Raw genomic sequence first — 20,612 nt, 5'->3', positions numbered from 1 at the left:
CCGCAGGGGCCCTAGATGCTGACTTACCCGCGCTGGAAATACTTCGTCATCCTGATCGTTCTGCTGCTCAGCGCGCTGTATGCGTTGCCGAACATCTATCCGCAGGATCCCTCCGTGCAGGTCACGGCCAGCCGCGGCGCCAAGGTCGATCCGGCGCTCAGCGCCCAGGTCAGCACCACGCTGAAGCAAGCCGGTGTCACGCCCAAGTCTGTCGAACTCGACAACGGCAACCTGCTGGTGCGCCTGAACAACGCCGACCAGCAGATCAAGGCCAACGATGTCCTGCGCGACAAGCTCGGCAGCAACTACGTGGTTGCCCTGAACCTCGCTTCGACCGTGCCGAACTGGCTCGAGAAGATCGGCGCCAAGCCGATGCTGCTGGGCCTGGACCTCCAGGGCGGCGTGCACTTCCTGATGCAGGTCGACCAGAAGGCCGCCCTCGACAAGCGCATGGACGCCACCGCCGAAGACGTGCGGGTGAGCCTGCGCGACGGTCGCGTGCGTTACGACTCGGTCGAACGCCGCGGCGGCAACACCATCATCGCCACCCTGGCCAATGCCGCCGATGCCGAGAAGGCACGCGTGGAGATCGCCAAGAGCCAGCCCAACCTGCTGCTCGACGTGCAGGGCAACACCTTGTCGGTGCAGGTCTCGGAAGCCGAGATGCAGCGCATGGCGGTGGAGGCGATCGAACAGAACGTCGGCACCCTGCGCAACCGCATCAACGCGCTTGGCGTGTCGGAGCCGATCATCCAGCGCCAAGGCAGCGACCGCATCGTCGTGCAGCTGCCGGGCGTGCAGGACACCGCGCAGGCCAAGCGCATCCTCGGCGCCACCGCCACGCTGGAGTATCGCGGCGTGGTCGAGGGCAACGCCTACGACGCCGTCGCCACCGGCAACGTGCCGCCGGAAGCGCGCGTTTATTACCGCCGCGAGCTCGGCCCGGACGGCAAGCCGATGCCGGTGCTGCTCAACAAGCGCGTGATCGCCTCGGGCGACCAGCTGGTTGGCGCGACCTCGATGATGGATTCGCAGACCGGTACGCCGGCGGTGTCGGTGCGCCTGAACGGCGTCGGCGGCCAGCGCATGTTCGACTACACCACCGATCACGTCGGCAAGCCGATGGCGGTGGTCTACATCGAGCGCATTCCCGAGGTGCGCGTGGTCGACGGCAAGGAAGTGCGCACGACCAAGGTCAACGAGGAAGTGATCTCGGTGGCCAACATCAACGGCGTGTTCGGCAAGGAGTTCCAGACCACCGGCCTGGACAGCTCCAAGGAAGCCGCCGACCTGGCCCTGCTGCTGCGTTCGGGTTCGCTGGCCGCACCGATGGACTTCATCGAAGAGCGCATCGTCGGCCCGAGCCTGGGCCGCGAGAACATCGAGCGCGGCCTGACCGCGGTGGTGTACTCGTTCTCCTTCGCCCTGGTCTTCTTCCTGTTCTATTACCGCGTGTTCGGCATCATCACCTGCCTGGCGCTGCTGCTGAACATGCTGATGCTGATCGCGGTGATGTCGCTGTTCAACGCCACCCTGACGCTGCCTGGCCTGGCCGGTATCGCGCTGACGGTGGGCATGTCGGTCGACGCCAACGTGCTGATCAACGAGCGCATACGCGAGGAACTCAGGTTGGGGCTGCCACCGCAGACCGCCATCGCCGAAGGTTACGAGCGCGCCTCGGGCACGATCGCCGACGCCAACCTGACCGCGATCCTCGCCGGTGTCGCCCTGTTCGCGTTCGGCACCGGTCCGGTCAAGGGATTCGCCGTTTCGCTGATCGTCGGTATCGCGACCTCGATGTACACCGCGGTGGGCGTGTCGCGTGCCATTGCAACCCTGATCTACGGCGGTCGCCGCAAGATCAAGTCGATCTGGATCTGACGGGAAGATAAGCAGATGAAACCGTTCAACGTCTTCCCCTACGACAGCAACATCAACTTCATCCGCCTGCGCTGGCTGTCGCTGGGCATCGCCCTGGCGATGCTGCTGGTCGCGGTCGGCGGCATGGTGGTCAAGGGCTTCAACTTCGCCCTGGACTTCACCGGCGGCGCCGTCACCGAGATGCGTTTCGAGAAGCCCGTCGACGTCGATGACGTCCGCGAGCGCCTGGACCGTGCCGGCTACGGTGGTGCCCAGGTGCAGTCCTTCGGCAGCGGCAACGACCTGCTGATCCGCCTGCAGCCCAAGCAGGCTGCGGCCGGCGCCGAGGACAAGGGCAACACCACTGCCAGCGACGTGCAGAATGCGCTGGCATTCGAGGGCAACCCCGGCAAGGTGCTGCGCAGCGAGGTGGTCGGTCCGCAGGTCGGCAAGGACCTGGCGATCAACGGCCTGTGGGCGCTGATCTTCGTGGTCGTGGGCTTCCTGATCTACATCTCGTTCCGCTTCGAGAAGAAGTTCGCGATCGCGGCCGTGCTGACCACGCTGCACGACGTGGTGGTGGTGACCGGCTGGTTCGCGCTGAGCGGCCACGAGTTCGACCTGACCGTGCTGGCGGGCGTGCTGTCGGTGATGGGCTTCTCGATCAACGACACGATCGTGGTGTTCGACCGCGTCCGCGAGAACTTCCGTTCGATGCGTGCTACGCCGCAGGAGATCCTCAACAAGTCGATCAACCAGACGCTGTCGCGTACGGTGATCACGTCGTTCGTTGCGTTCCTGACGGTGTTCGCGCTGTACCTCTACGGCGGCGGTTCGCTGCAGGGCATGGCCGAGTCGCAGATGATCGGCATCATCATCGGCACGCTGTCGTCGATCTTCGTGGCTTGCCCGTTGCTGACGATCGGCTTCCTGAAGGTCACCAAGCAGGACCTGATGCCGAAGGCCAAGGACGAGGCGGCACTGGCTCGCCGTCCGTAAGGGCTGCTGTTGGTTCGACGGAAAAGGCCGCGCTTTGCGCGGCCTTTTCTTTTGTCCCGTCATCCCGGCGAACGCCGGGATCCATCTTGACCTTGGCTGTCACGGCTCGCCGCCTCCGGAGGGGCGGAGCAATCCCCGACCCGGCGGACACCGCCGCGCCGCAGACGCAAGCCCGCAAACCCGCAAACCCGCAAGCGCAACACGCGCAACACGCGCAACAACCACAGGCGCAACAAAAAAAGCCGCGCAATGCGCGGCTTTCCTTGAGGTCAGGGGCAGGGCGCCTCAGTCGAACGCAGCCGCATACCCCGTATTGACGATCTTGCTCTGCAGCGCATCGCAGATCTTCAGGTTGCCGGCGACCAGCTGGCGCGGCATCTGCCCGCGCGTGTCCATCGGCCCCGTGCTGCGGCCACGGAAGTCGACCACCTTGCCGCCTGCCTCACGCACCAGCAGCGCACCGGCAGCGATGTCCCACGGCTTCACACCGGCCTCGAAGTAAGCATCCGCGCGACCGCACGCAACATACGCCAGATCGAGCGCCGCCGAACCCGTGCGACGGATGTCCTCGGCCTCGGTCAACAGCGTATCGATGCACTTGAGATGCGCGCTCGTACGCGCACGCTCGCGCGGCGGGAAGCCGGTGATCAGCATCGCGCCATTGAGATCCTTGCGGTCGGCAACGCGGATCTTGCGATCGTTGAGCGTCGCGCCGCTGCCCCGGCTGGTGGTGAACAGCTCGTTGCGCAGCGGATCGAAGATCACACCGTGGACCGGCTCGCCGTTCTCGACCAGGGCGATCGACACGCAGAAATGCGGGATGCCGTGCAGGTAGTTGCTGGTGCCGTCGAGCGGGTCGATCACCCACGTGAAACGGCTGTTGCCGAGCGGACCGCTTTCCTCGCCGAGGATGGCGTAGTCGGGGGTCGCACGGCGGAATTCCTTGATGATCTCTTTCTCGGCCAGGCTGTCGACTTCACTGGCATAGTCCATCCGGTCCTTCTCGACCACGTTCAGCGCATCGAGCTTGTTCATGTGCCGCAGCAGCACGTTGCCGGCGGCGCGGGCGGCCTTGACCATGAGGGTGACGGCGGGTTTCTGCATGGCAAGCGGCCTCGTAGGGGGAGGTGGGGGACGGACTGGCGGCGGCAAAGAGCGGACCGGCTCGGGGCCGGGGCGCGGAGTTTACCATTGCAGGCCGTGACTTCCTAAGTCGATACCGTGCCCAACCCCGTGTCCGATCCCGCCTCCACACCCTCCAACCAGGTACCCGGCCCGGCCGACCGCCTGCGCATCGTGCTCGTCGGCACCCAGCACCCCGGCAACATCGGCTCGGCGGCGCGGGCGATGAAGACGATGGGGTTGTCGCGGCTGGTCCTGGTCGCTCCGGAGAAGGCCCCCAGCGTCGAGTCCTACGCCCTGGCCGCCGGCGCCGACGATGTCCTGGCCGGCGCCGCCACCTGCGCGACCCTGGCCGAAGCGGTGGCCGATTGCCGGCTGGTACTGGGCTGCACCGCACGCAGCCGCCGGGTTGCGCTGGAAGAACTGCTGCCGCGCGACGCCGCCGCCCGCGCGGTCGGCGAAGCGGCGGCCGGTGCCGAAGTAGCGCTGGTCTTCGGCCGCGAGCGCACCGGCCTGAGCAACGACGAACTGCAGCTGTGCCACGCCTCGGTCCATATCCCGGCCAACCCGGACTACAGCTCGCTGAACCTGGCCGCCGCCGTGCAGGTGCTCAGCTACGAATTGCGGCTGGCCGTGCTCGCCGTCGCAGGCCAGGCCACCGGGCCCGACGCCGAGGGCGGCGAGGGTGGCCCGGAGCGGCGCGAGCCGCCGGCATCGCATTCGGAGATGGAAGGCTTCTTCGCCCAGCTCGGCGACACGCTCGATGCGATCGACTTCCACAAGGGGCGTGCCCCGGAGTCGGCCATGCGCAAGCTGCGCCGGCTGTATCTGCGGGCCGGGCTGGACTCGCGCGAGGTGCGGATCCTGCGCGGGATCCTGGCCGATGCCCAGCGCATGGCCTCCCTGGCCCGGAAAGGCGACTGACGCCCCCGGAAGTGGGCAAGAGGCCTGAACCACCGGCCTGAACCATAGGTCTGAACTGCGGTTCGGCCGTCGGTTTGCAGTATCGGCCCGCCGGTGTTTCGTATTAGGCTGGCCGCGGCACTTAGACGGGTCGTCCGTACTTGATCGCTAGCCTGAGTCGTATCGCCCTGTTGTCCGTACTCGCGCTGGCATCGGCGGCCATGTCGTTTCCGACGAAGGCCGGCAATGACTCCGGCGTGCTGGTGCTTGGGCGCATCAGCGACGACCCCAAGACCCATTACGAGCAGCTCAAGCCGCTGCTCGACTACGTGGTCCCGCGCATGGCCGACGTCGGCATCCGCGAGGGCCGGATCCTGATGGCCAAGGACTCCCAGCAGATGGCCAGCTACCTGCGCCGCGGGCGGGTCGACTGGGTCACCGAGACCACGGGCACGGCGATGCTGTTGCGCCAGCGCGCCGCGGCCAAGCCGCTGCTGCTGACCGAGCGCGACGGCACCAGCCATTACCACAGCCTGTTCTTCGCCCGACGCGACAGCGGGCTGCGCTCGATCGGCGACCTGCGCGGACACAGCGTTGCCTTCCAGCGGCCATCCTCGACCAGCGCCTATTTCGTCCCCGCCATCGAACTGCTCGATCGCGGACTGCCGCTGGAGATCCTGCTGTCGCCCGATGACCGCATTGAAACCGGTTCGGTGGGCTACATGTTCGCCTGGTCCGAGCTCAACATCTCGACCTGGGTGCACAAGGGCCTGGCCGACGTCGGAGTGATGAGCAACCTCGACTGGGCCAACCCGCGGCGCATGCCGCCGGCCTTCCGCAGCGACCTGGTGGTGATCGGCGAGACCGAGGAGTACCCGCGCGCGATCGAGATGGTGCGTGGCGACCTCGACCCGCGAGTCGAAGCGCGGCTGCGCGAAGTGCTGATGGACGCCGCCGGCGACCCGGAGGCCGGCGACGCACTGCTGCGCTTCTTCCGCACCACCCGGTTCATGCCGATCGATCCCGATTCCAAGCGTGCACTGGACCACATTGCCGACGGTGTCACGCGGGTGCGGGCGGAGGTCGAATGAATCTCCGCTTCGGCCTGCAGGCCAAGTTCATGCTGCTGATGGGCATCGCGCTGCTGGTGGTGCTGGCGCTGGTCGCACTGCTGTTCAACCGGCAGGAGCGCATGCGCATGGAGGTCGAGGGCGTCAGCCGCCAGACCATGCGCACGATGATGGGCGAGTCGCTGCGCCGGCAGGGCGAGGGTGCGGTCGCGCAGTTGGCTGCCACGCTCACCAATCCGGTGTACTACTCCGACCTCGACGCGATCGGCGTGCTCAGCCGCTCCACGCTGCGCAATCCCGACGTGCGCTACGTGATCGTCTATGACGACGCCGGGCAGGTCCTGCACGACGGCAGCGAGGCCATCGTCAACTACGGCAAGCGCATGGACGATGCGATGGCCAACAAGGTCATCGCCTCCAAGGCGCTGATGTCGCAATGCGACGAGAAGGTGATGGACGTGTCGGCGCCGATCATGATCGGCGAGCAGCGCATCGGCGGCGTCCGCATCGGCTACGACCTGGTGGCGATGCGGCGTTTCCAGGACCAGGCCGTGGGCCAGCTGCGCGGTCGGCTCGACACGCTCAGCCAGCGCTACGTGATCTGGATCGGCCTGCTCGGCGCGGGCATGCTCGCCTTCGGCGCACTCTCGCTGTGGCTGATCCAGCGCCTGCTGGTGCGCCCGATCCGCGAGCTGGCCGAGTCGGCGCGTGCGATCGAGGCCGGCCGCTTCGATACCGCCACGCCCATCGACAACCGCAACGACGAAGTCGGCGACCTGATGCTGGCCTTCGACCGGATGAGCCGCAGCCTGGCCCGGCACGATCGCGAGATCCGGCGCATGGCCTACACCGACGCGCTGACCGGCCTGGCCAATCGCCTGGCGTTCCGCGAGTCGCTTGACCAGCGCCTGCTGCAGTTGCACGGCGCCGGCTGCCAGCTGGCGTTGCTGTTCGCCGACATCGACGATTTCAAGCGTGTCAACGACACCCTCGGCCACGATGCCGGCGACGACGTACTGCTGCAGTGCGCGCGCCGGATCGAGCACACCGTGCAGCGCATCGGTGGCGACGACGCGATGCTGGCGCGCTTCGGCGGCGACGAGTTCGTCATCCTCGTGCAGGCCGGCGCTGACCCGCACGCCGACGTACGCAAGATCGCAACGCACCTGGCCGAGACGTTGGTGACCGAACTGGGCGAACCCATCCTGGTGCAGGATCGCCAGGTGTTCCTGGGCACCTCGATTGGCATCACCCTGTTCCCGGAAGACGCCTCCGGCGCGACCTCGCTGATGAAGAACGGCGACATCGCGATGTACCAGGCCAAGGTCGCCGGCAAGAACTGCTTCCGCTTCTACAGCCGCGCGATGGACCAGGCGGTCGAGCGCCGCGTGCACCTGGAGCACGAACTGCGCGGCGCCTGGGACCGCGGCGAACTGAGCCTGGCGTACCAGCCGGTGTTCCGCCTGGTCGACGGCGCGATGATCGGCGCCGAAGCGCTGCTGCGCTGGAAGCATCCGGAACTGGGCGTGGTCGCGCCGTCGGTGTTCATCGACGTGGCCGAGCAGAGCGGCCTGATCGAAGTGCTGGGCCCGCAGGTGCTGCACCAGGCCTGCGCGGACGCCGTGCGCTGGCAGGAGTCACGCGCCGGCGAGGAGCCGCTGTTCCTGGCGGTCAACGTGTCACCGCGACAGCTGCGCAACGGCGACCTGCCGGATGTGGTGGCCGCCTCGCTGCGCGAAACCGGACTGGCGGCCGACCTGCTGCACCTGGAACTGACCGAGACGGCGGTGATCGGCGACGAGCGTCATGCCAGCAGCCTGCTGTCGCAGTTGCGCGGCATGGGCGTGAAGGTATGGCTGGACGACTTCGGCACCGGCTTCTCGGGGTTGAGCCACCTGCGCCGCGTGCCGGTGGACGGCGTCAAGATCGATCGCAGCTTCGTCGCCGACGTGCTGCGCGATCCCGACGACCTGGCCCTGACCACGGCCATCATCGCCATGGCGCACTCGCTGGGGATCCTGGTGGTGGCCGAGGGCGTGGAGAAGGAAGGGCAGTACGCGATCCTGCGTGAGCGCGGCTGCGATTTCGCCCAGGGCTACTGGCTGGGGCATCCGGTGACGGCGGAAGAATTCCTGGCTGTCGCCTGCTGATTTGCGGTCCCGGCGTACGCCGGATCAATCCTCAAACCACCATGTCGATCCAGCGCGCCGCCGCGGCCGCCAGGCTCCCGGACAGGATTCCAAACACCGCGATCGCGATCACGCCGGCGACCCACGCGAACCCCATCAGATACCCGTCGCGCTCGAGCAGCGCCAGCGCGAACACCACCAGCAATCCGCCGAACAGGAAGTTGGTGAACGGGATGGGCAGCGACAGCAGCAGCCCCAGCAGCACCAGCAGCAGGCCGGTGAAGAAGTCTGCGAGACGGTGATCGAGCATCAGCGTGGCCCGCGGGCGGACCAGCTTTTCCAGCCGCGTCAGCCACGGCGCGAGCAGGTCGCGGAAGCGCGCCATGGCGCTGCGGTGCGGGCCGCGCTTGGCCAGGAACGCCGGCAGCCACGGCTCGCGCATGCCGAACAGTTGCTGCAGGCCGATCAGGATCACCAGCGGGCCGCTGATCGCGCCGCCCAGTCCCGGGATCGGGATGAAGGCCGGAATGGTCGAGACGAACAGCAGCATGCCGAACGAGCGGTCGCCGAGGCCGTGCAGCACGTCGCTCATGCGCAATTGCTCGTTCGGGTCGCCTTCCGCGAAGCCGTCGAGCAGTGCGCGCGTACCGGCTTCGTGGGGCCGCTGTTGCCTAGCCCGCTGTGTCATCCGGTGTGGGTTCCTGTTCGATGCGTTGCAGCAGCAGCTTGTCGATGCGCGGGCCGTCGAGGTCGACCACTTCGACGCGCCAGTGGCTCCAGTCGAAGTGCTCGCCGACATAGGGGATGCGACCGAAGTGGGCGATCACCATTCCGGCGGCGGTGTGGAAATCGTGCTCGTCCTCGTCCGGCAGGCGGCCGCCGCCGATCAGCTCGCGCAGGTCCTCGATCGGCAGCGAGCCGTCGAGCAGGTACGAGCCGTCGGCGCGTTCCACCACCGGCGAACTGTCGTCCTCGGTTTCGCCGGAGTGGCCCATGTTCGAGTGGATCCGCCCGACCACCGCGTCCATCAGGTCGGCGACGGTGACCATGCCGCTGATGTCGCCGTACTCGTCGACCACCAGCGCCAGCGACTGCTGCTCTTCGCGGAAGATCTCCAGCAGCTTCATCGCATGCGTGGATTCGGAGACGAACAGCGGTTCGCGCAGCTGCTTGAACAGGTCCGGCGCCTTCTCGTCGAGGCGGTCGAGGAGCGCCTTCACCTCGAGGATGCCCAGCACCTCGCTGTCGTTGCCGCGGTAGACCGGGTAACGCGAGAACGGCGTCTCGCGCATCGCCGCCAGGTTCTCGGCGAACTCCGCGGAGGCGTCGAGCCAGGCGATGCGCGTGCGCGGCGTCATCAGGCTCTCGGCAGTTCGATCGCCGAGGCTGAGCACGCGGTTCATCATCTTGCGCTCGTCGGCATCGATCACGCCCTGCTCGTGGCTCTCACTGACCAGCAGGCGGATTTCTTCTTCGCTGATGGCGCTGCGGGCGTCGTCCTTGATGCCGAGCATGCGCAGCACCAGGCGGTTGATCGCACCCAGCGTGGCCACCACCGGCCGGGCCGCGCGCGACAGGCCGTACAGCGGCAACGCCACCGCGCTGGCGATGCGCTCGGGATTGGTCAGGGCCAGGCGCTTGGGGATCAGCTCGCCGAAGATCACCGAGGCGGAGGTGATCAGCGTGACAGCGGTGCTAAGGCCTATGGCGCGGGCGTAACGCGCCGCTTCCGGCCACAGGTCGCTGAGCCAGCCGGCGATCGCAAGGCCAATGGCCTCGCCACCGAAGGTGCCGGTGAGGATGGCGATCGTGGTGATGCCCACCTGCACGGTCGACAGCAGGTTGTCCGGGTGCTCGGCCAGGGCCAGGGCCATTCGCGCGCCGCGGCTGGGATGGGCCGGGTCCTCGGCCATCTGTTTCAGGCGCAATTTGCGCGAGGTCATCAGCGCCATCTCCGACAGTGCGAAGAAGGCGTTGAGGATGATCAGGGCGATGACGGTCAGCAGTTCCAGCATGCGATCCCTGCCTCAGGATGGCAGGCCGGAGTGCACATGCCGTGATGGGGGAGAGGGGGGCAGGCGTGTGCGGAGGGCTGTTTTGGGTCGTCGTCCATGGGGCCGGGGGCAGGTAAAAGGGGGGCGCAAGCGCTGGGATGGTAGCAGGGCCGCCGAATTCAACCCTTCGGGCGAGCGTTGCTGTCCCCGAACCGTCATAATTCCGCCCGCAGAACCCCCACCGAGCCGCCAGTCCGGCACCACGAGGCCCCCTCAGCATGTTCTCCCTGCAAACGATCTTCGGCCAAGGCAATCAGTTCTATACCCTGCTGGAGGAGGCCGCAGTCGCCGCTCATGACAGCACCGTGGCGTTGCACGCCATGCTCAAGTCGGCCGACCGCCAGCCGGCCCTGGACGCCTTCAAGCTGGCCCGCCAGCGCGAGCGCGATGCCTCCGACAAGATCAGCCATGAACTGGTCAACAGCTTCATCACCCCGATCGAGCGCGAGGACATCGAAGCCTTGGGGTCGGCGCTGTACAAGATTCCCAAGCAGGTCGAGAAGTTCGCCGACCGCTACTCGCTGGCCACCCGCCACCTTGAGCACATCGACTTCGCACCGCGCGGCGCCATGCTCATGCAGGCGTCCGGCGTGGTCGTGCAGATGGTCCACCAGCTGCGCCACCTCAAGCTGGAGCCGATGAAGGCGCTCAACGACCAGCTGCGCTCGATCGAGAACGAGGCCGACCGGCTGATGCTCGAGCTGTACCGCGACATCTATTCGGGGCGCCTGGACAGCCTGCAGATGTTCCTGCTCAAGGAGTTCTTCGAGATCCTCGAGAAGGCCATCGACCGCTGCCGCGAGGCAGGCACGGTGGCCTACGAAATCGTCCTCAAGAATTCCTGAGGGCCGGGCCGATGCTGACCCTGGTCCTGGTGGTGGTGATCGTTGCGCTCGCGTTCGAGTACATCAACGGCTTCCACGACACCGCCAACTCGATCGCGACCGTGGTCGCCACCAAGGTGCTGTCGCCGATGCAGGCGGTGGCGATGGCGGCGATCACCAACCTGCTCGGCGCGCTGTGGGGCACCGCGGTCGCCAAGACGATCGCTTCGGGCCTGCTCGACAGCGGCGTGGTCCAGGTCTCCTCGCAGCTGATCCTGTGCGCGCTGCTGGGCGCGATCGTGTGGAACCTGATCACCTGGTGGAAGGGCTTGCCGTCCTCGTCGTCGCACGCACTGATCGGCGGCCTGTGCGGCGCCGCGGTGGCAGCGGCCAGCAACAACTTCCATTCGATCATCTGGTCGCAGCCGGCCGACCCCTGGTACAAGAGCGCCGGCGTGCTGTGGAAAGTGGTCGTGCCGATGTTCAGCTCGCCGCTGCTCGGCTTCGCCTCGGGCTTCCTGGTGATGGGCCTGCTGTTCGCGATCATCTCGGCGATGGCCAGCAGCGGTGGTTTCCTCGCCCGCATGGCGCGGCCGCGCTGGGTCAATGCCTTCTTCGGCAAGGCGCAGCTGGTCAGCGCCGCCGGCATGGGCTTCGCCCACGGCATGAATGACGCGCAGAAGACCATGGGCATCATCGCCCTGGCCCTGGTCGGCGCGCAGTCGGCGGGCACGCTCGACAACCTGCCGTCGTGGCTGGCGTTCCTGCACCCCTCGCGCGAGGCGCTGGAAAACAACGACATCGACACCTGGATCAAGCTGAGCTGCGCCATCGTGATGGCGGCGGGCACGGCGGCCGGTGGCTGGCGCATCATCAAGACGCTGGGTCACAAGCTGGTGAAGCTGCACCCGATCAACGGCTTTGCCGCCGAGACCAGCGCCGCAGCGGTGATCCTGGCGGCGTCGTCGCTGGGCATCCCGGTGTCGACCACGCACAACATCTCGTCGGCGATCATGGGCGTGGGCACGGCCAAGCGCTTCAACGCGATCAAGTGGACCGTGGTGGAGAAGATGATCTGGGCGTGGATCCTGACGATCCCGGCCGCGGGTGGCATCGCCTACCTGTTCTTCGAGTTGTTCCGGGCGATGGGCTGGGCGTAAGCCTCGTATGTCCCTTCTCCCGTGCGCGGGAGAAGGTGCCCGAAGGGCGGATGAGGGGAGAGCTCCCTCGGATCAGAACAAGTCCCCGCCCGCCGACAGCGACCGCTCCATGCGGTCGCCCAGTCCGCCGATCTCCAGCACCAGTCGGTCGATCTCGGCGGCATCGAGGCCTTCGTACGGACGGTTCTCGCACAGCTGCAGGTGCGGCACGCCGTCCAGGTCGCCGATGGCGAGATAGCCGACGCGGCTTTGCCAGTTGAAGATCAGCGCGCGCTTGGCATCCAGGCCGGTGATCGGCGAAACCGCGGTGCTGACCCGCAGGTAGGGCCGGCCGTCGTCGTCGTCCAGTTCGGACAGGAAGATCGCCTGGTGACGGGTTCCCTGCTCGAGCGACAGTTCGATGCAGATCAGGTCGACGCCATGTTCGGTGGTGTTGAAATCGGCCGCCTTGAGATGGCGACGGATGGATTCGAAGTTGCGCACGTGGCGGCTCCTTCCGGGGGATGATCGGTATGCTACCGCGATGAGCAAGCCCACAGCTGCCGCAAAGGACGACGCTGCCACGCGCATCCTGGCGGCGATCCGTGCGATCCCGGCCGGCGAGGTCGCCGGCTATGGCGAAGTCGCGCGTCGCGCCGGCTTGCCGGGCAGGGCGCGCCTGGTGGCGCGGATCCTCGGGCAGAACGAGGATCCCGACCTGCCGTGGCACCGCGTGCTGCGCTCGGACGGCCGCATCGCCTTCCCCGAAGGATCCAGGGGCTTCCGTGAGCAGGGCCAGCGCCTGCGCGCCGAAGGCGTGCGGGTCGAGGCCGGGCGCGTGCGCGGCCAGCGCGCCGCCGCCACCCTCGACGAGCAGATGTGGGGCGCGCCCATGACGGCCCCGGCGACGGTGAAGCCACGGCGCGCGCGGACAGGCTCCGCAACACCCTCGGCCATGCCCGGCAAGGCGCCTGCACGCGCCAAGCGCCCGGGTTGAGGTCGCAGGCACTGCGAATTTTTCCGCCGGCCCGATGGCGCCGGTCAGCGGCTACCATGTAGCGCACCCCCAGGAGTCGCAATGTTTTCCAACCTTCCCCCCGTCACCAAGGCCCTGCTGATCGCCAACGGGCTGGTGTTCCTGTTGCAATGGGCGCTTGGCGACTTCGCCCTCGCGCAGTTCATGCTGTGGCCCCCCGGTGGTGGCGAGCTGGACGGTGTCGGTTTCATGCCGTGGCAGTTGCTCACGTACGGTTTCATGCATGGCAACTTCGCCCATCTGTTGTTCAACATGCTGGCGCTGGCGATGTTCGGCGCGCCGCTGGAGCACGTGTGGGGCGATCGGCGTTACCTGACGTACTACCTGGTGTGCGTGGTCGGTGCGGCGCTGTGCCAGATCGGCGTGGGCATGTGGACCATGTCGCAGGGTGGGGAGACTTATCCGACGGTGGGTGCGTCCGGTGGCATCTTCGGTCTGTTGCTGGCTTACGGTCTGTTGTTCCCGAACCAGCGGGTGATGTTGTTGATTCCGCCGATTCCGATGAAGGCGCGGACGCTGGTGCTGGTCTACGGTGCGATCGAGTTGTTGCTCGGTGTGACCAATGCGATGCCGGGTGTGGCGCATTTCGCGCATCTGGGCGGGATGTTGTTCGGCTGGCTGTTGATCCGCTATTGGCGGGGGCAGCCGCCGTTCGGCAAGAAGAAGGGGCCGCCGCGGATGCGGGTGGTGCGGTAGCCGTCCGTCGTCCCCGCGAATGCGGGGACCCGGGACGCCCTAGGGGAACAACCTGATCTGCTGATCCGCCGCCAGTTGCATCCCGCTTCCGGCCTTGCACGTGAACGCTTCACCAAAGCTGGCCTGGTTCAACAGCGGTCCGTTCGCACGCCAGCGGCCCGGTGCGTGCACGCTGGTGGCTGCGCGCTGTTTCGCGGCCTCCGGGGTCATCTGCTGCGGCCATAGCGCGGCCCAGCCCTTGTAGAAGTCCTGGCTGGCCGGCTTCGCTGCGCCCGGTTCGGATGCGTTCCAGGCTGCCCACGCCAGTTCCACGCCCGCGATGTCGGCGATGTCCTCGGCGGCGGTCTGCGCGCCGTTGACGCGCGTGCCACTCAAGCCCGGATAGTCGAAGGCGCCGTACTGCGTGGCCACGCGCTTGCTCAGCGCATCCCAGGCGGAGGCTTCCGCCGGTGTCCACCAGTCGCGCAATTCCTGCTTGGCGTCGACGAAGCGGCCGCGGTTGTCGAAGCCGTGGCTGAGTTCGTGTCCGACCAGCGCGCCATACGATCCGTACAGCCACGCCGCCGACTTGCCGGTGTCGAACACCGGCGGTTGCAGCATCGCCGCAGTCACGATCAGGCGGTTCTGGGTGATGTCGTAGGCCAGCGAGGGTTCCTGCGGCAACACGTCCCAGCGGCGGTCGGCATTGCCGCGGCCGATGCGCTTCATTTCTTCGCGGTGGCGCCAGGTCGATGCAATCAGCATGTTGCTGCCGAAGCTGCCGCGGCCCATCGGTTGCACGGTGTAGTCGAGGTCGCGGTTGGGCGTGCCGACTTCGATCTTGAGGGCGGTGAGCTTGGCCTTGGCTTCAGCCTTCGCTGCAGCACTGAAACGGGTGTCGCGATCGAGCGCCTGGGCGAGGGCATCGCGCACTTTCGCGGCAATCTCCTCGGCGCGCTTGTCGGTGGCGGCGGGCAGGTAGCGCGCGGCGTACTCGTGGCCGACCATCGGTCCGGCGGCGAGCGTGATCGCATCGAGCACCGCCTGCGGCCGCGACGGTGGCGCGGCCAGGCCCTGCAGCACCTGGCCACGGAACTCGAAGCTGGCATCGCGGAACGGTTTGGCCAGGTACGGTGCCATGGCATCGCCGATGCGCCAGCGCAGGTACGCCTTCCACTGCGCCGGCTTGAGGCTGCCGACCAGGCCGTCGAGCTGCGCGAACAAGGCCGGGTTCGCCATCGACACGGTGTCGTCGCTGACGCCCTGGACCTTGAGGAACTGGTCCAGCTGCAGGCGCTTGTACTTCTTGCCCAGGGTGTTGGTCGCAACCGGGCCGTAGTTGGTGCGCGGGTCTCGCAGGTCCAGCAATGGCCTGGACGCCGAGGCGATGCGCGTTTCCAGGTCGATCACCGCCTGCGCATCGGCAGCCAGTTGCGCCTGCGGCGTGCCGGTAAGGGCCAGGATCTTCTGCACGTAATTGCTGTAACGCCCCATCAACGCGCGCGTGTCGGCATCGGTGCGGGTGTAGTAGGCCGGGTCGGGCAGGCCGAGCCCGCCCTGGGCGAAGTAGCCGATGTGGCGGTTGAAGTCGTTGAGGTCGATGTCGGCGCCGAAGTTGAACAGCACCGGGATTCCGACCTGGTGCAGTGCCGCGATCGCCGGCGGAATGTCCTTGGCGCTCTTGATCGCATCGATGCGGCCGATCAGCGGCGCGATCGGCTGGGCGCCGTCGCGTTCGACCGCGGCCTCGTCCAGGCCGCTGGCCCAGAAGTCGCCGAGCAATCGCTGCACGTTGCCCTGTGGCGACCTGGATGCGGCATCGAGCAGGTCCAGCTGCTGCTGGCGCGAACGCGCGCCCAGCTGCTCCAGTGCCGACACCGAGCCGACGTTGGGCAACGGCGTGTTGCTCTTGAGCCAGTCGGCGTTGGCGCTGGCATAGAAGTCGCTGCACGCGCTTGCCGTTGCGGCGGCCTTGGGCTTGGCGGCGCGCTTCTTCTGGGCATCGGCGGGCGGCGAGGCGATTCCGGCGATCAGGCTCAGGGCCAAGGCGCAGGCAAGCGGGCGTAGGTTCATGGCGGAATCCGTACCGGGGGAGACGGGGTGGCCCGGAGTCTAGCAGCGGCCATGTGATGCCCATCTGGGCACCTCGAACGCTGCCTGGTGCGGGCCTTGGACGGAGCCATGCGGTCACTGGTGGTGGTCGCGGATCGTGCGAACATCCGTCGCAACTGTCCCCGCAGGGAAACGCGCATGGTCACCAGCCCCGATGATGACGACCTGGATCGGCCGCCGGAATCGTCCGTCGTGTCGCGACTGGCTACCCTCGCCGGCAAGGTGCTGCGCAAGGGCGTGGTGCTCGTGGCGCTGCTGGTGCTCGTGGTCGTCGCCGTGCGCGCCTGCCAGTCGACGCAGGGCCCGCCGCTGCAACCCTGGCACACGATCGTTCCCGACGAACCCAGCGCCCGCGAGATTGCCGGCGGCGACTGGCAAAGCTATGTAGCGGCCGAGCAGCGCATGTACGAGCAATTGCGCCGCAAGCTCGACAGCGCCATGAAGCCGGGCGACCGCACCCTGCTCAATCGCTATTACCCCGCCAGCCTGACTTCACCGGAAGCGTTCGGCCACGACTGGAACCGCTCCTACGTGCTGGAACCCACGGGTGCGGCGAAAGGCGTCGTCGTGCTGGTGCATGGCTTGACCGATTCTCCCTACAGCATGCGCAGCGTGGCCGAGTTGTACCGGCTACATGGCTTCGTTGCCATCGCGCCGCGCATGCCGGGACACGGCACCGTGCCGGCCGGCCTGACGAAGGAAGGTCGCAAGGAATGGCACGCGACCGTGGAGATGACCATGGCCGAAGCCCGGCGCCGTTCCGCGGGGCGCCTGCCGGTCCACCTGGTGGGTTACTCCAACGGCGCGGCACTGGCGATGCATTACGTCATGGCGCGGATCGAGCGTGGCGACAAGCGCGACGTCGACCGCATCGTGCTGATGTCGCCGATGATCGAAGTGAATCGATTTGCCCGCTTCGCCGGTATCGCCGGCTGGCCGGCGTTGTTCAGCCGCTACGCCAAGTCGGCCTGGCTGGACGTGCTGCCCGAGTTCAATGCGTTCAAGTACAACTCCTTCCCGGTGCGTGCTGCGCGCGAGTCCTACCTGGTGACCGACGAATTGCGCGCGGTGATGGAGGAGGTCGCCGCGCAACGGCGCCTGGACCAGGTGCCACCGATCCTGGCGTTCCAGTCGGTGGTCGACGACACCGTCGGCGCGCAGGCGGTGATGACGCGGTTGTTCGATCGTCTTGCTTCCAATGGCAACGAGCTGGTGTTGTTCGACGTCAACCGCAATCGCGTGATCGCGCCGGTGCTGCGTACGACGGCGACCGACTGGGTCGGCGATGTGCTGCAGGATCCGGAACGTCGTTACACGCTGACCGTGGTGGGGGCGGCTTCGTCCGAGGATGCGGCGGTGGTGGCGCGCACGCGGGACGTCGGTTCCGGGGTGGTCAAGCAGCAGCCTGCAGGGGTGCGCTATCCGACCGAGGTGTATTCGTTGTCGCATATCGGTCTGCCGTTCGCGCGCGACGATGCGCTCTACGGTGATGTGCCGTCGGGGCGGGCGATCGTGCAGTTGGGGGCGTTGGCGGTGCGTGGTGAGCGCAATGTGCTGGTGGTTTCGCAGGAGAGTCTGAGCCGCCTCAGTTACAACCCGTTTCATGGGTACATGCTGGGGCGCATCGCGGAAAAGATTCCGGCGAAGTAGGAGGCCTCACCGTCATCCCGGCGAGCGCCGGGATCCATTTTGACTTTGCCTTTGCCCTTAGGAGCAACAGCTTCCGCCACTGAAGCGGCGGGTCACTTTTCTTTGCTGGCCCAAAGAAAAGTAACCAAAAGAAACGGCCTCCTCGACAACCCAGTCCCACGACCGGAACGGGTACGGGGATTTTTCTAAGCGACATCCATGTCGCTGAGAAAAACGCCGCACGTCCTGTGCGGCGCCCTCCGGGTCTGGTGTGGGTGCCGGCTGTGACGTTCACCGCGAAGGCGCAAGGCGAAGCCACAGCCGAGGCCACAGTCGAAGCCACAGTCGAAGCCACAGTCGAAGCCACAGCCGAAGCCACAGCCGAAGCCGAGGCAACGCCCCTGGATCTCCTGGAAACTGGCGCCGTTGCCTGCCGAAGACCATGCAGTGAATCGCCGAAGCGTTGGCCGCAGGGGCGGGGAGTGCGGAGCAGCGGGACATGGATGTCCCGCGTCCCGCATAAAGACAGGATGTCGTCTGCGGGACGGAGCACTCCCCGCCCCTGCGGCCAACGCCACTCCGAAGTCGACTGACGACCGCAGCATCCAAGGGCTGGATCAACATGGATCCCGGCTTTCGCCGGGATGACGGTGACATTGACCAGATGGCATCCAAAAAAAAGAAGGCCCGGGAGTTCCCGGGCCTTCTGCCTTGCCGACGAGGGCCAGGAGTAAAGCGTTACCGCATCACCAGATCACGACCTGCTTGTCGCCTTCGCGAACCATCGGCTGGCCCGGCTTGCACGAGAACGCAGCCGCGAATGCCGGCAGGTTCGACGGAGCGCCGATCGCACGGAAGGTCGCCGGTGCATGCTCGTCCGTGTTCACTCGCAGCTTCAGCTCGTCCGGCGTGAAGTTGCGACGCCACACGGTGCCCCAGTTGAGGAAGAAACGCTGGTCACGGGTCAGGCCGTCGGTCTTCGGATCCGGCGTGCCGTCAGTGGCCTTCTTCATCGCATCGTAGGCCGTGGCCAGGCCGCCCAGGTCGGCGATGTTCTCGCCAAGGGTCAGGTCGCCCTTCACCTTCATGCCCGGAGCTGCCTCGTAACCGTTGAACTGCTGCACCAGCTTGTCGGTACGACCCGAGAAGCTCTTGGCGTCAGCATCGGTCCACCACACCTCGAAGTTGCCGGCCGGGCCGAAACGGCTGCCCTGGTCGTCGTAGCCGTGGGTCATCTCGTGGCCGATCACCGCGCCGATGCCGCCGTAGTTGGTGGCGTCGTCAGCATTGGGATCGAAGAACGGCGGCTGCAGGATCGCCGCCGGGAACACGATCTCGTTCTGCAGCGGGTTGTAGTAGGCATTCACCATCTGCGGCGGCATGCCCCACTCGGTGCGATCGACCGGCTTGCCGATCTTGCCGAGGTTCCACTTGTAGTTGAACTCCTGGGCGGCCAGCACGTTGCCGATGTAGCTGTCGCGGCCGGTGGTCAGGCCGTTCCACTCACGCCACTTGTCCGGGTAGCCGATCTTCGGAGTGAAGGCGGCCCACTTCTCCATCGCCTTCTTCTTGGTGTCGTCGCCCATCCAGGCCAGGTGCTCGATGCGGCCCTTCAGCGACTCCGACAGGTTCTTGACCAGCGTCTGCATCCGCGCCTTCGACTCTTCCGGGAAGGCGACCTTGACGTACATCTGGCCCAGCGCTTCGCCGGCCTGGTCCTCGATCGTCGCCAGCACGCGCTTGCCGCGCTCCTTGAGTTCCTTCTGGCCGCGCATGGTCTGGTTGTAGAACGCGAAGTTCTCCTGGACGAACGCGTCCGACAGGTACGGCGAAGCGCTGTCGATGGTGTGGAAGCGCAGGTAGGTCTGCCACTGCGCGGCCGGCACGTCGGCCAGCATCTTGCTGACTTCCTTGTGGAAGTCCGGCATCGCCAGCGAGAACATCGCCGGCACGGTCACGCCCTGCGACTCGAAGAACTTCGTCCACGGGAAGTTCGGCGCCAGCTTGTCGGCGTCGGCCGGGCTGACGGGGTTGTAGTACAGCGAGACGTCGCGCTGCAGCGTCTTCTTGTCGATCGAGGCCTTGGCCAGGCGCGTCTCGAAGGCGACCACGTCCTTGGCCTGCTTGGCGGCGTCGGCGGCGGCAACGCCGCTCAGCTCCAGCACCTTGGCGACGTGCTGCTCGTAGGCGGCCAGCTTGTCCTTCTTGTCGGCGTCGAAGTAGTACGCCTTGTCCGGCAGGCCCAGGCCGCCCTGCGAGGCATAAGCGATGTTGTTCTTGGAATCCTTGAAGTCGGCTTCGGCGCCGAAGCCGAACAGGACGTTCTCACCCTTCGCGGCGCTGGTGCGCAGGAACTCGGCGATCTTTTCCTGGCTGTCGAGCGCGGCGATCGCGTCGAGGTGGCCCTTCAGCGGAGCAATGCCCTGCTCGTTGATCTTGGCTGCGTCCATGCCGGTCGCCCAGAAGTCGCCGACGATCTTCTCGACGCCGGTGGCCTTGGTGTCGGCAGCAGCCTGCTCGGCGAGCTGGCGCTGCACGGCGATCGAGCGCTCGTTGAGCATCTCGAACGCGCCCCACGAGGTGCGGTCACCCGGGATCGCGTTGGCGGCAAGCCACTTGCCGTTGACGTAGCCGTTGAAGTCCGTGCACGCGTCCTTGCTGGTGTCGAGGTCGGCGACGGTGAAGCGGTTCACGCCGGGCAGCTTGCTCTCGTCGAGCTTGAGGGCGGTCGATTCGGCCGGCTTGGCGGCGTCGGCAGCCGGCGCTGCGGCTTCGTCCTTCTTGGCGCATGCGGCCAGGGCGGTGACGACGGCAAGGGAAAGTACGAGGACTTGCGGTTTGTTGAGGCTCACTGATGGCTCCGGCCGGTCAGGCATGGGAAATGAAACGACACCCCTGGGCGGGGCATCGGCGGACATTAGACTGGTTCAGCTCCGTAGGGGGGTGTCGAAGGTCACGATGGAAGGCCGGTCGGCAGGTTTGGCACCGTTGCCAGCCAGGTCACGGTCCCTGAACAGGGAGGGCGACGTGGGCCGCCCCCCAGTTCCGACCGCGCCCGTC

Annotated in this window: 15 protein-coding genes and 1 pseudogene; 10 read left to right on the top strand and 6 right to left on the bottom strand. The window is 66.8% G+C overall.

Annotated features, from left to right (window positions below; genetic code table 11):
- Positions 1–15 precede the first annotated feature (15 nt).
- Both secD and secF read left to right on the top strand, forming a co-directional pair.
- Positions 16–1,881 (top strand): protein translocase subunit SecD, encoded by a 1,866-nt coding sequence (secD, locus tag MNR01_RS05825; RefSeq protein ID WP_241919988.1) that lies wholly within the window; start codon positions 16–18, stop codon positions 1,879–1,881.
- A 15-nt stretch (positions 1,882–1,896) separates the two neighbouring features.
- Positions 1,897–2,859, top strand: a complete 963-nt coding sequence (gene secF, locus MNR01_RS05820; RefSeq protein ID WP_241919987.1) for a protein translocase subunit SecF — start codon at positions 1,897–1,899, stop codon at positions 2,857–2,859.
- Positions 2,860–3,144: 285 nt separating this feature from the next.
- Here secF and MNR01_RS05815 read toward each other — a convergent pair whose 3' ends face one another.
- A complete protein-coding gene (locus tag MNR01_RS05815; RefSeq protein ID WP_241919986.1) occupies positions 3,145–3,963 on the bottom strand; it encodes an inositol monophosphatase family protein in 819 nt (272 codons plus the stop codon).
- A 129-nt stretch (positions 3,964–4,092) separates the two neighbouring features.
- Here MNR01_RS05815 and MNR01_RS05810 point away from each other — a divergent pair, with 129 nt between their 5' ends.
- The 3 genes from MNR01_RS05810 (at position 4,093) to MNR01_RS05800 (ending at position 8,104) form a co-directional block, all read left to right on the top strand.
- Entirely contained in the window at positions 4,093–4,905 is an 813-nt protein-coding gene (locus MNR01_RS05810) for an RNA methyltransferase (RefSeq protein WP_241919985.1), read from the top strand.
- Positions 4,906–5,105: 200 nt separating this feature from the next.
- Positions 5,106–5,975 (top strand): phosphate/phosphite/phosphonate ABC transporter substrate-binding protein, encoded by an 870-nt coding sequence (locus tag MNR01_RS05805; protein ID WP_241919984.1) that lies wholly within the window; start codon positions 5,106–5,108, stop codon positions 5,973–5,975.
- Positions 5,972–8,104, top strand: a complete 2,133-nt coding sequence (locus MNR01_RS05800) for a GGDEF domain-containing phosphodiesterase (protein ID WP_241919983.1) — start codon at positions 5,972–5,974, stop codon at positions 8,102–8,104. The genes MNR01_RS05805 and MNR01_RS05800 overlap by 4 nt, the downstream gene beginning before the upstream one ends.
- 31 nt (positions 8,105–8,135) lie before the next feature.
- Here the strand turns inward: MNR01_RS05800 and MNR01_RS05795 are convergent, their stop codons facing one another.
- Both MNR01_RS05795 and MNR01_RS05790 read right to left on the bottom strand, forming a co-directional pair.
- The gene (locus tag MNR01_RS05795; RefSeq protein ID WP_241919982.1) at positions 8,136–8,771 is read right to left on the bottom strand and encodes an exopolysaccharide biosynthesis protein; all 636 of its coding nucleotides are present in this window, start codon (positions 8,769–8,771) and stop codon (positions 8,136–8,138) included.
- Complete coding sequence (locus tag MNR01_RS05790) at positions 8,755–10,098, bottom strand: hemolysin family protein (RefSeq protein ID WP_241919981.1); 1,344 nt, start codon at positions 10,096–10,098, stop codon at positions 8,755–8,757. Before MNR01_RS05790 ends, MNR01_RS05795 begins: the two co-directional genes overlap by 17 nt.
- Before the next feature lie 257 nt (positions 10,099–10,355).
- Here MNR01_RS05790 and MNR01_RS05785 point away from each other — a divergent pair, with 257 nt between their 5' ends.
- Entirely contained in the window at positions 10,356–10,982 is a 627-nt protein-coding gene (locus MNR01_RS05785; protein WP_241919980.1) for a DUF47 family protein, read from the top strand.
- Between the two features lie 11 nt (positions 10,983–10,993).
- Complete coding sequence (locus tag MNR01_RS05780; protein WP_241919979.1) at positions 10,994–12,121, top strand: inorganic phosphate transporter; 1,128 nt, start codon at positions 10,994–10,996, stop codon at positions 12,119–12,121.
- A 72-nt stretch (positions 12,122–12,193) separates the two neighbouring features.
- Here the strand turns inward: MNR01_RS05780 and MNR01_RS05775 are convergent, their stop codons facing one another.
- Positions 12,194–12,604: a hypothetical protein gene (locus tag MNR01_RS05775; RefSeq protein ID WP_241919978.1), complete on the bottom strand. Its 411-nt coding sequence runs from the start codon at positions 12,602–12,604 to the stop codon at positions 12,194–12,196.
- A gap of 40 nt (positions 12,605–12,644) precedes the next feature.
- On the opposite strand from MNR01_RS05775, the pseudogene MNR01_RS05770 reads away from it, so the two are divergent.
- A pseudogene (locus MNR01_RS05770) lies at positions 12,645–12,986 on the top strand (MGMT family protein); the annotation flags it as partial.
- Between the two features lie 192 nt (positions 12,987–13,178).
- A complete protein-coding gene (locus MNR01_RS05765; protein WP_241919977.1) occupies positions 13,179–13,832 on the top strand; it encodes a rhomboid family intramembrane serine protease in 654 nt (217 codons plus the stop codon).
- A gap of 39 nt (positions 13,833–13,871) precedes the next feature.
- Here the strand turns inward: MNR01_RS05765 and MNR01_RS05760 are convergent, their stop codons facing one another.
- Positions 13,872–15,884 (bottom strand): M13 family metallopeptidase, encoded by a 2,013-nt coding sequence (locus tag MNR01_RS05760; RefSeq protein ID WP_241919976.1) that lies wholly within the window; start codon positions 15,882–15,884, stop codon positions 13,872–13,874.
- 177 nt (positions 15,885–16,061) lie between these two features.
- On the opposite strand from MNR01_RS05760, the gene MNR01_RS05755 reads away from it, so the two are divergent.
- Positions 16,062–17,573 (top strand): alpha/beta fold hydrolase, encoded by a 1,512-nt coding sequence (locus MNR01_RS05755; protein ID WP_241919975.1) that lies wholly within the window; start codon positions 16,062–16,064, stop codon positions 17,571–17,573.
- A 725-nt stretch (positions 17,574–18,298) separates the two neighbouring features.
- On the opposite strand, the gene MNR01_RS05750 is transcribed toward MNR01_RS05755, so the two are convergent.
- Positions 18,299–20,428, bottom strand: a complete 2,130-nt coding sequence (locus MNR01_RS05750) for a M13-type metalloendopeptidase (RefSeq protein WP_241919974.1) — start codon at positions 20,426–20,428, stop codon at positions 18,299–18,301.
- Between the last annotated feature and the right edge of the window lie 184 nt (positions 20,429–20,612).

Source organism: Lysobacter sp. S4-A87 (assembly GCF_022637455.1).
Classification (GTDB): domain Bacteria; phylum Pseudomonadota; class Gammaproteobacteria; order Xanthomonadales; family Xanthomonadaceae; genus Lysobacter_J.
This window is presented reverse-complemented; position numbering and strand designations above follow the sequence as displayed.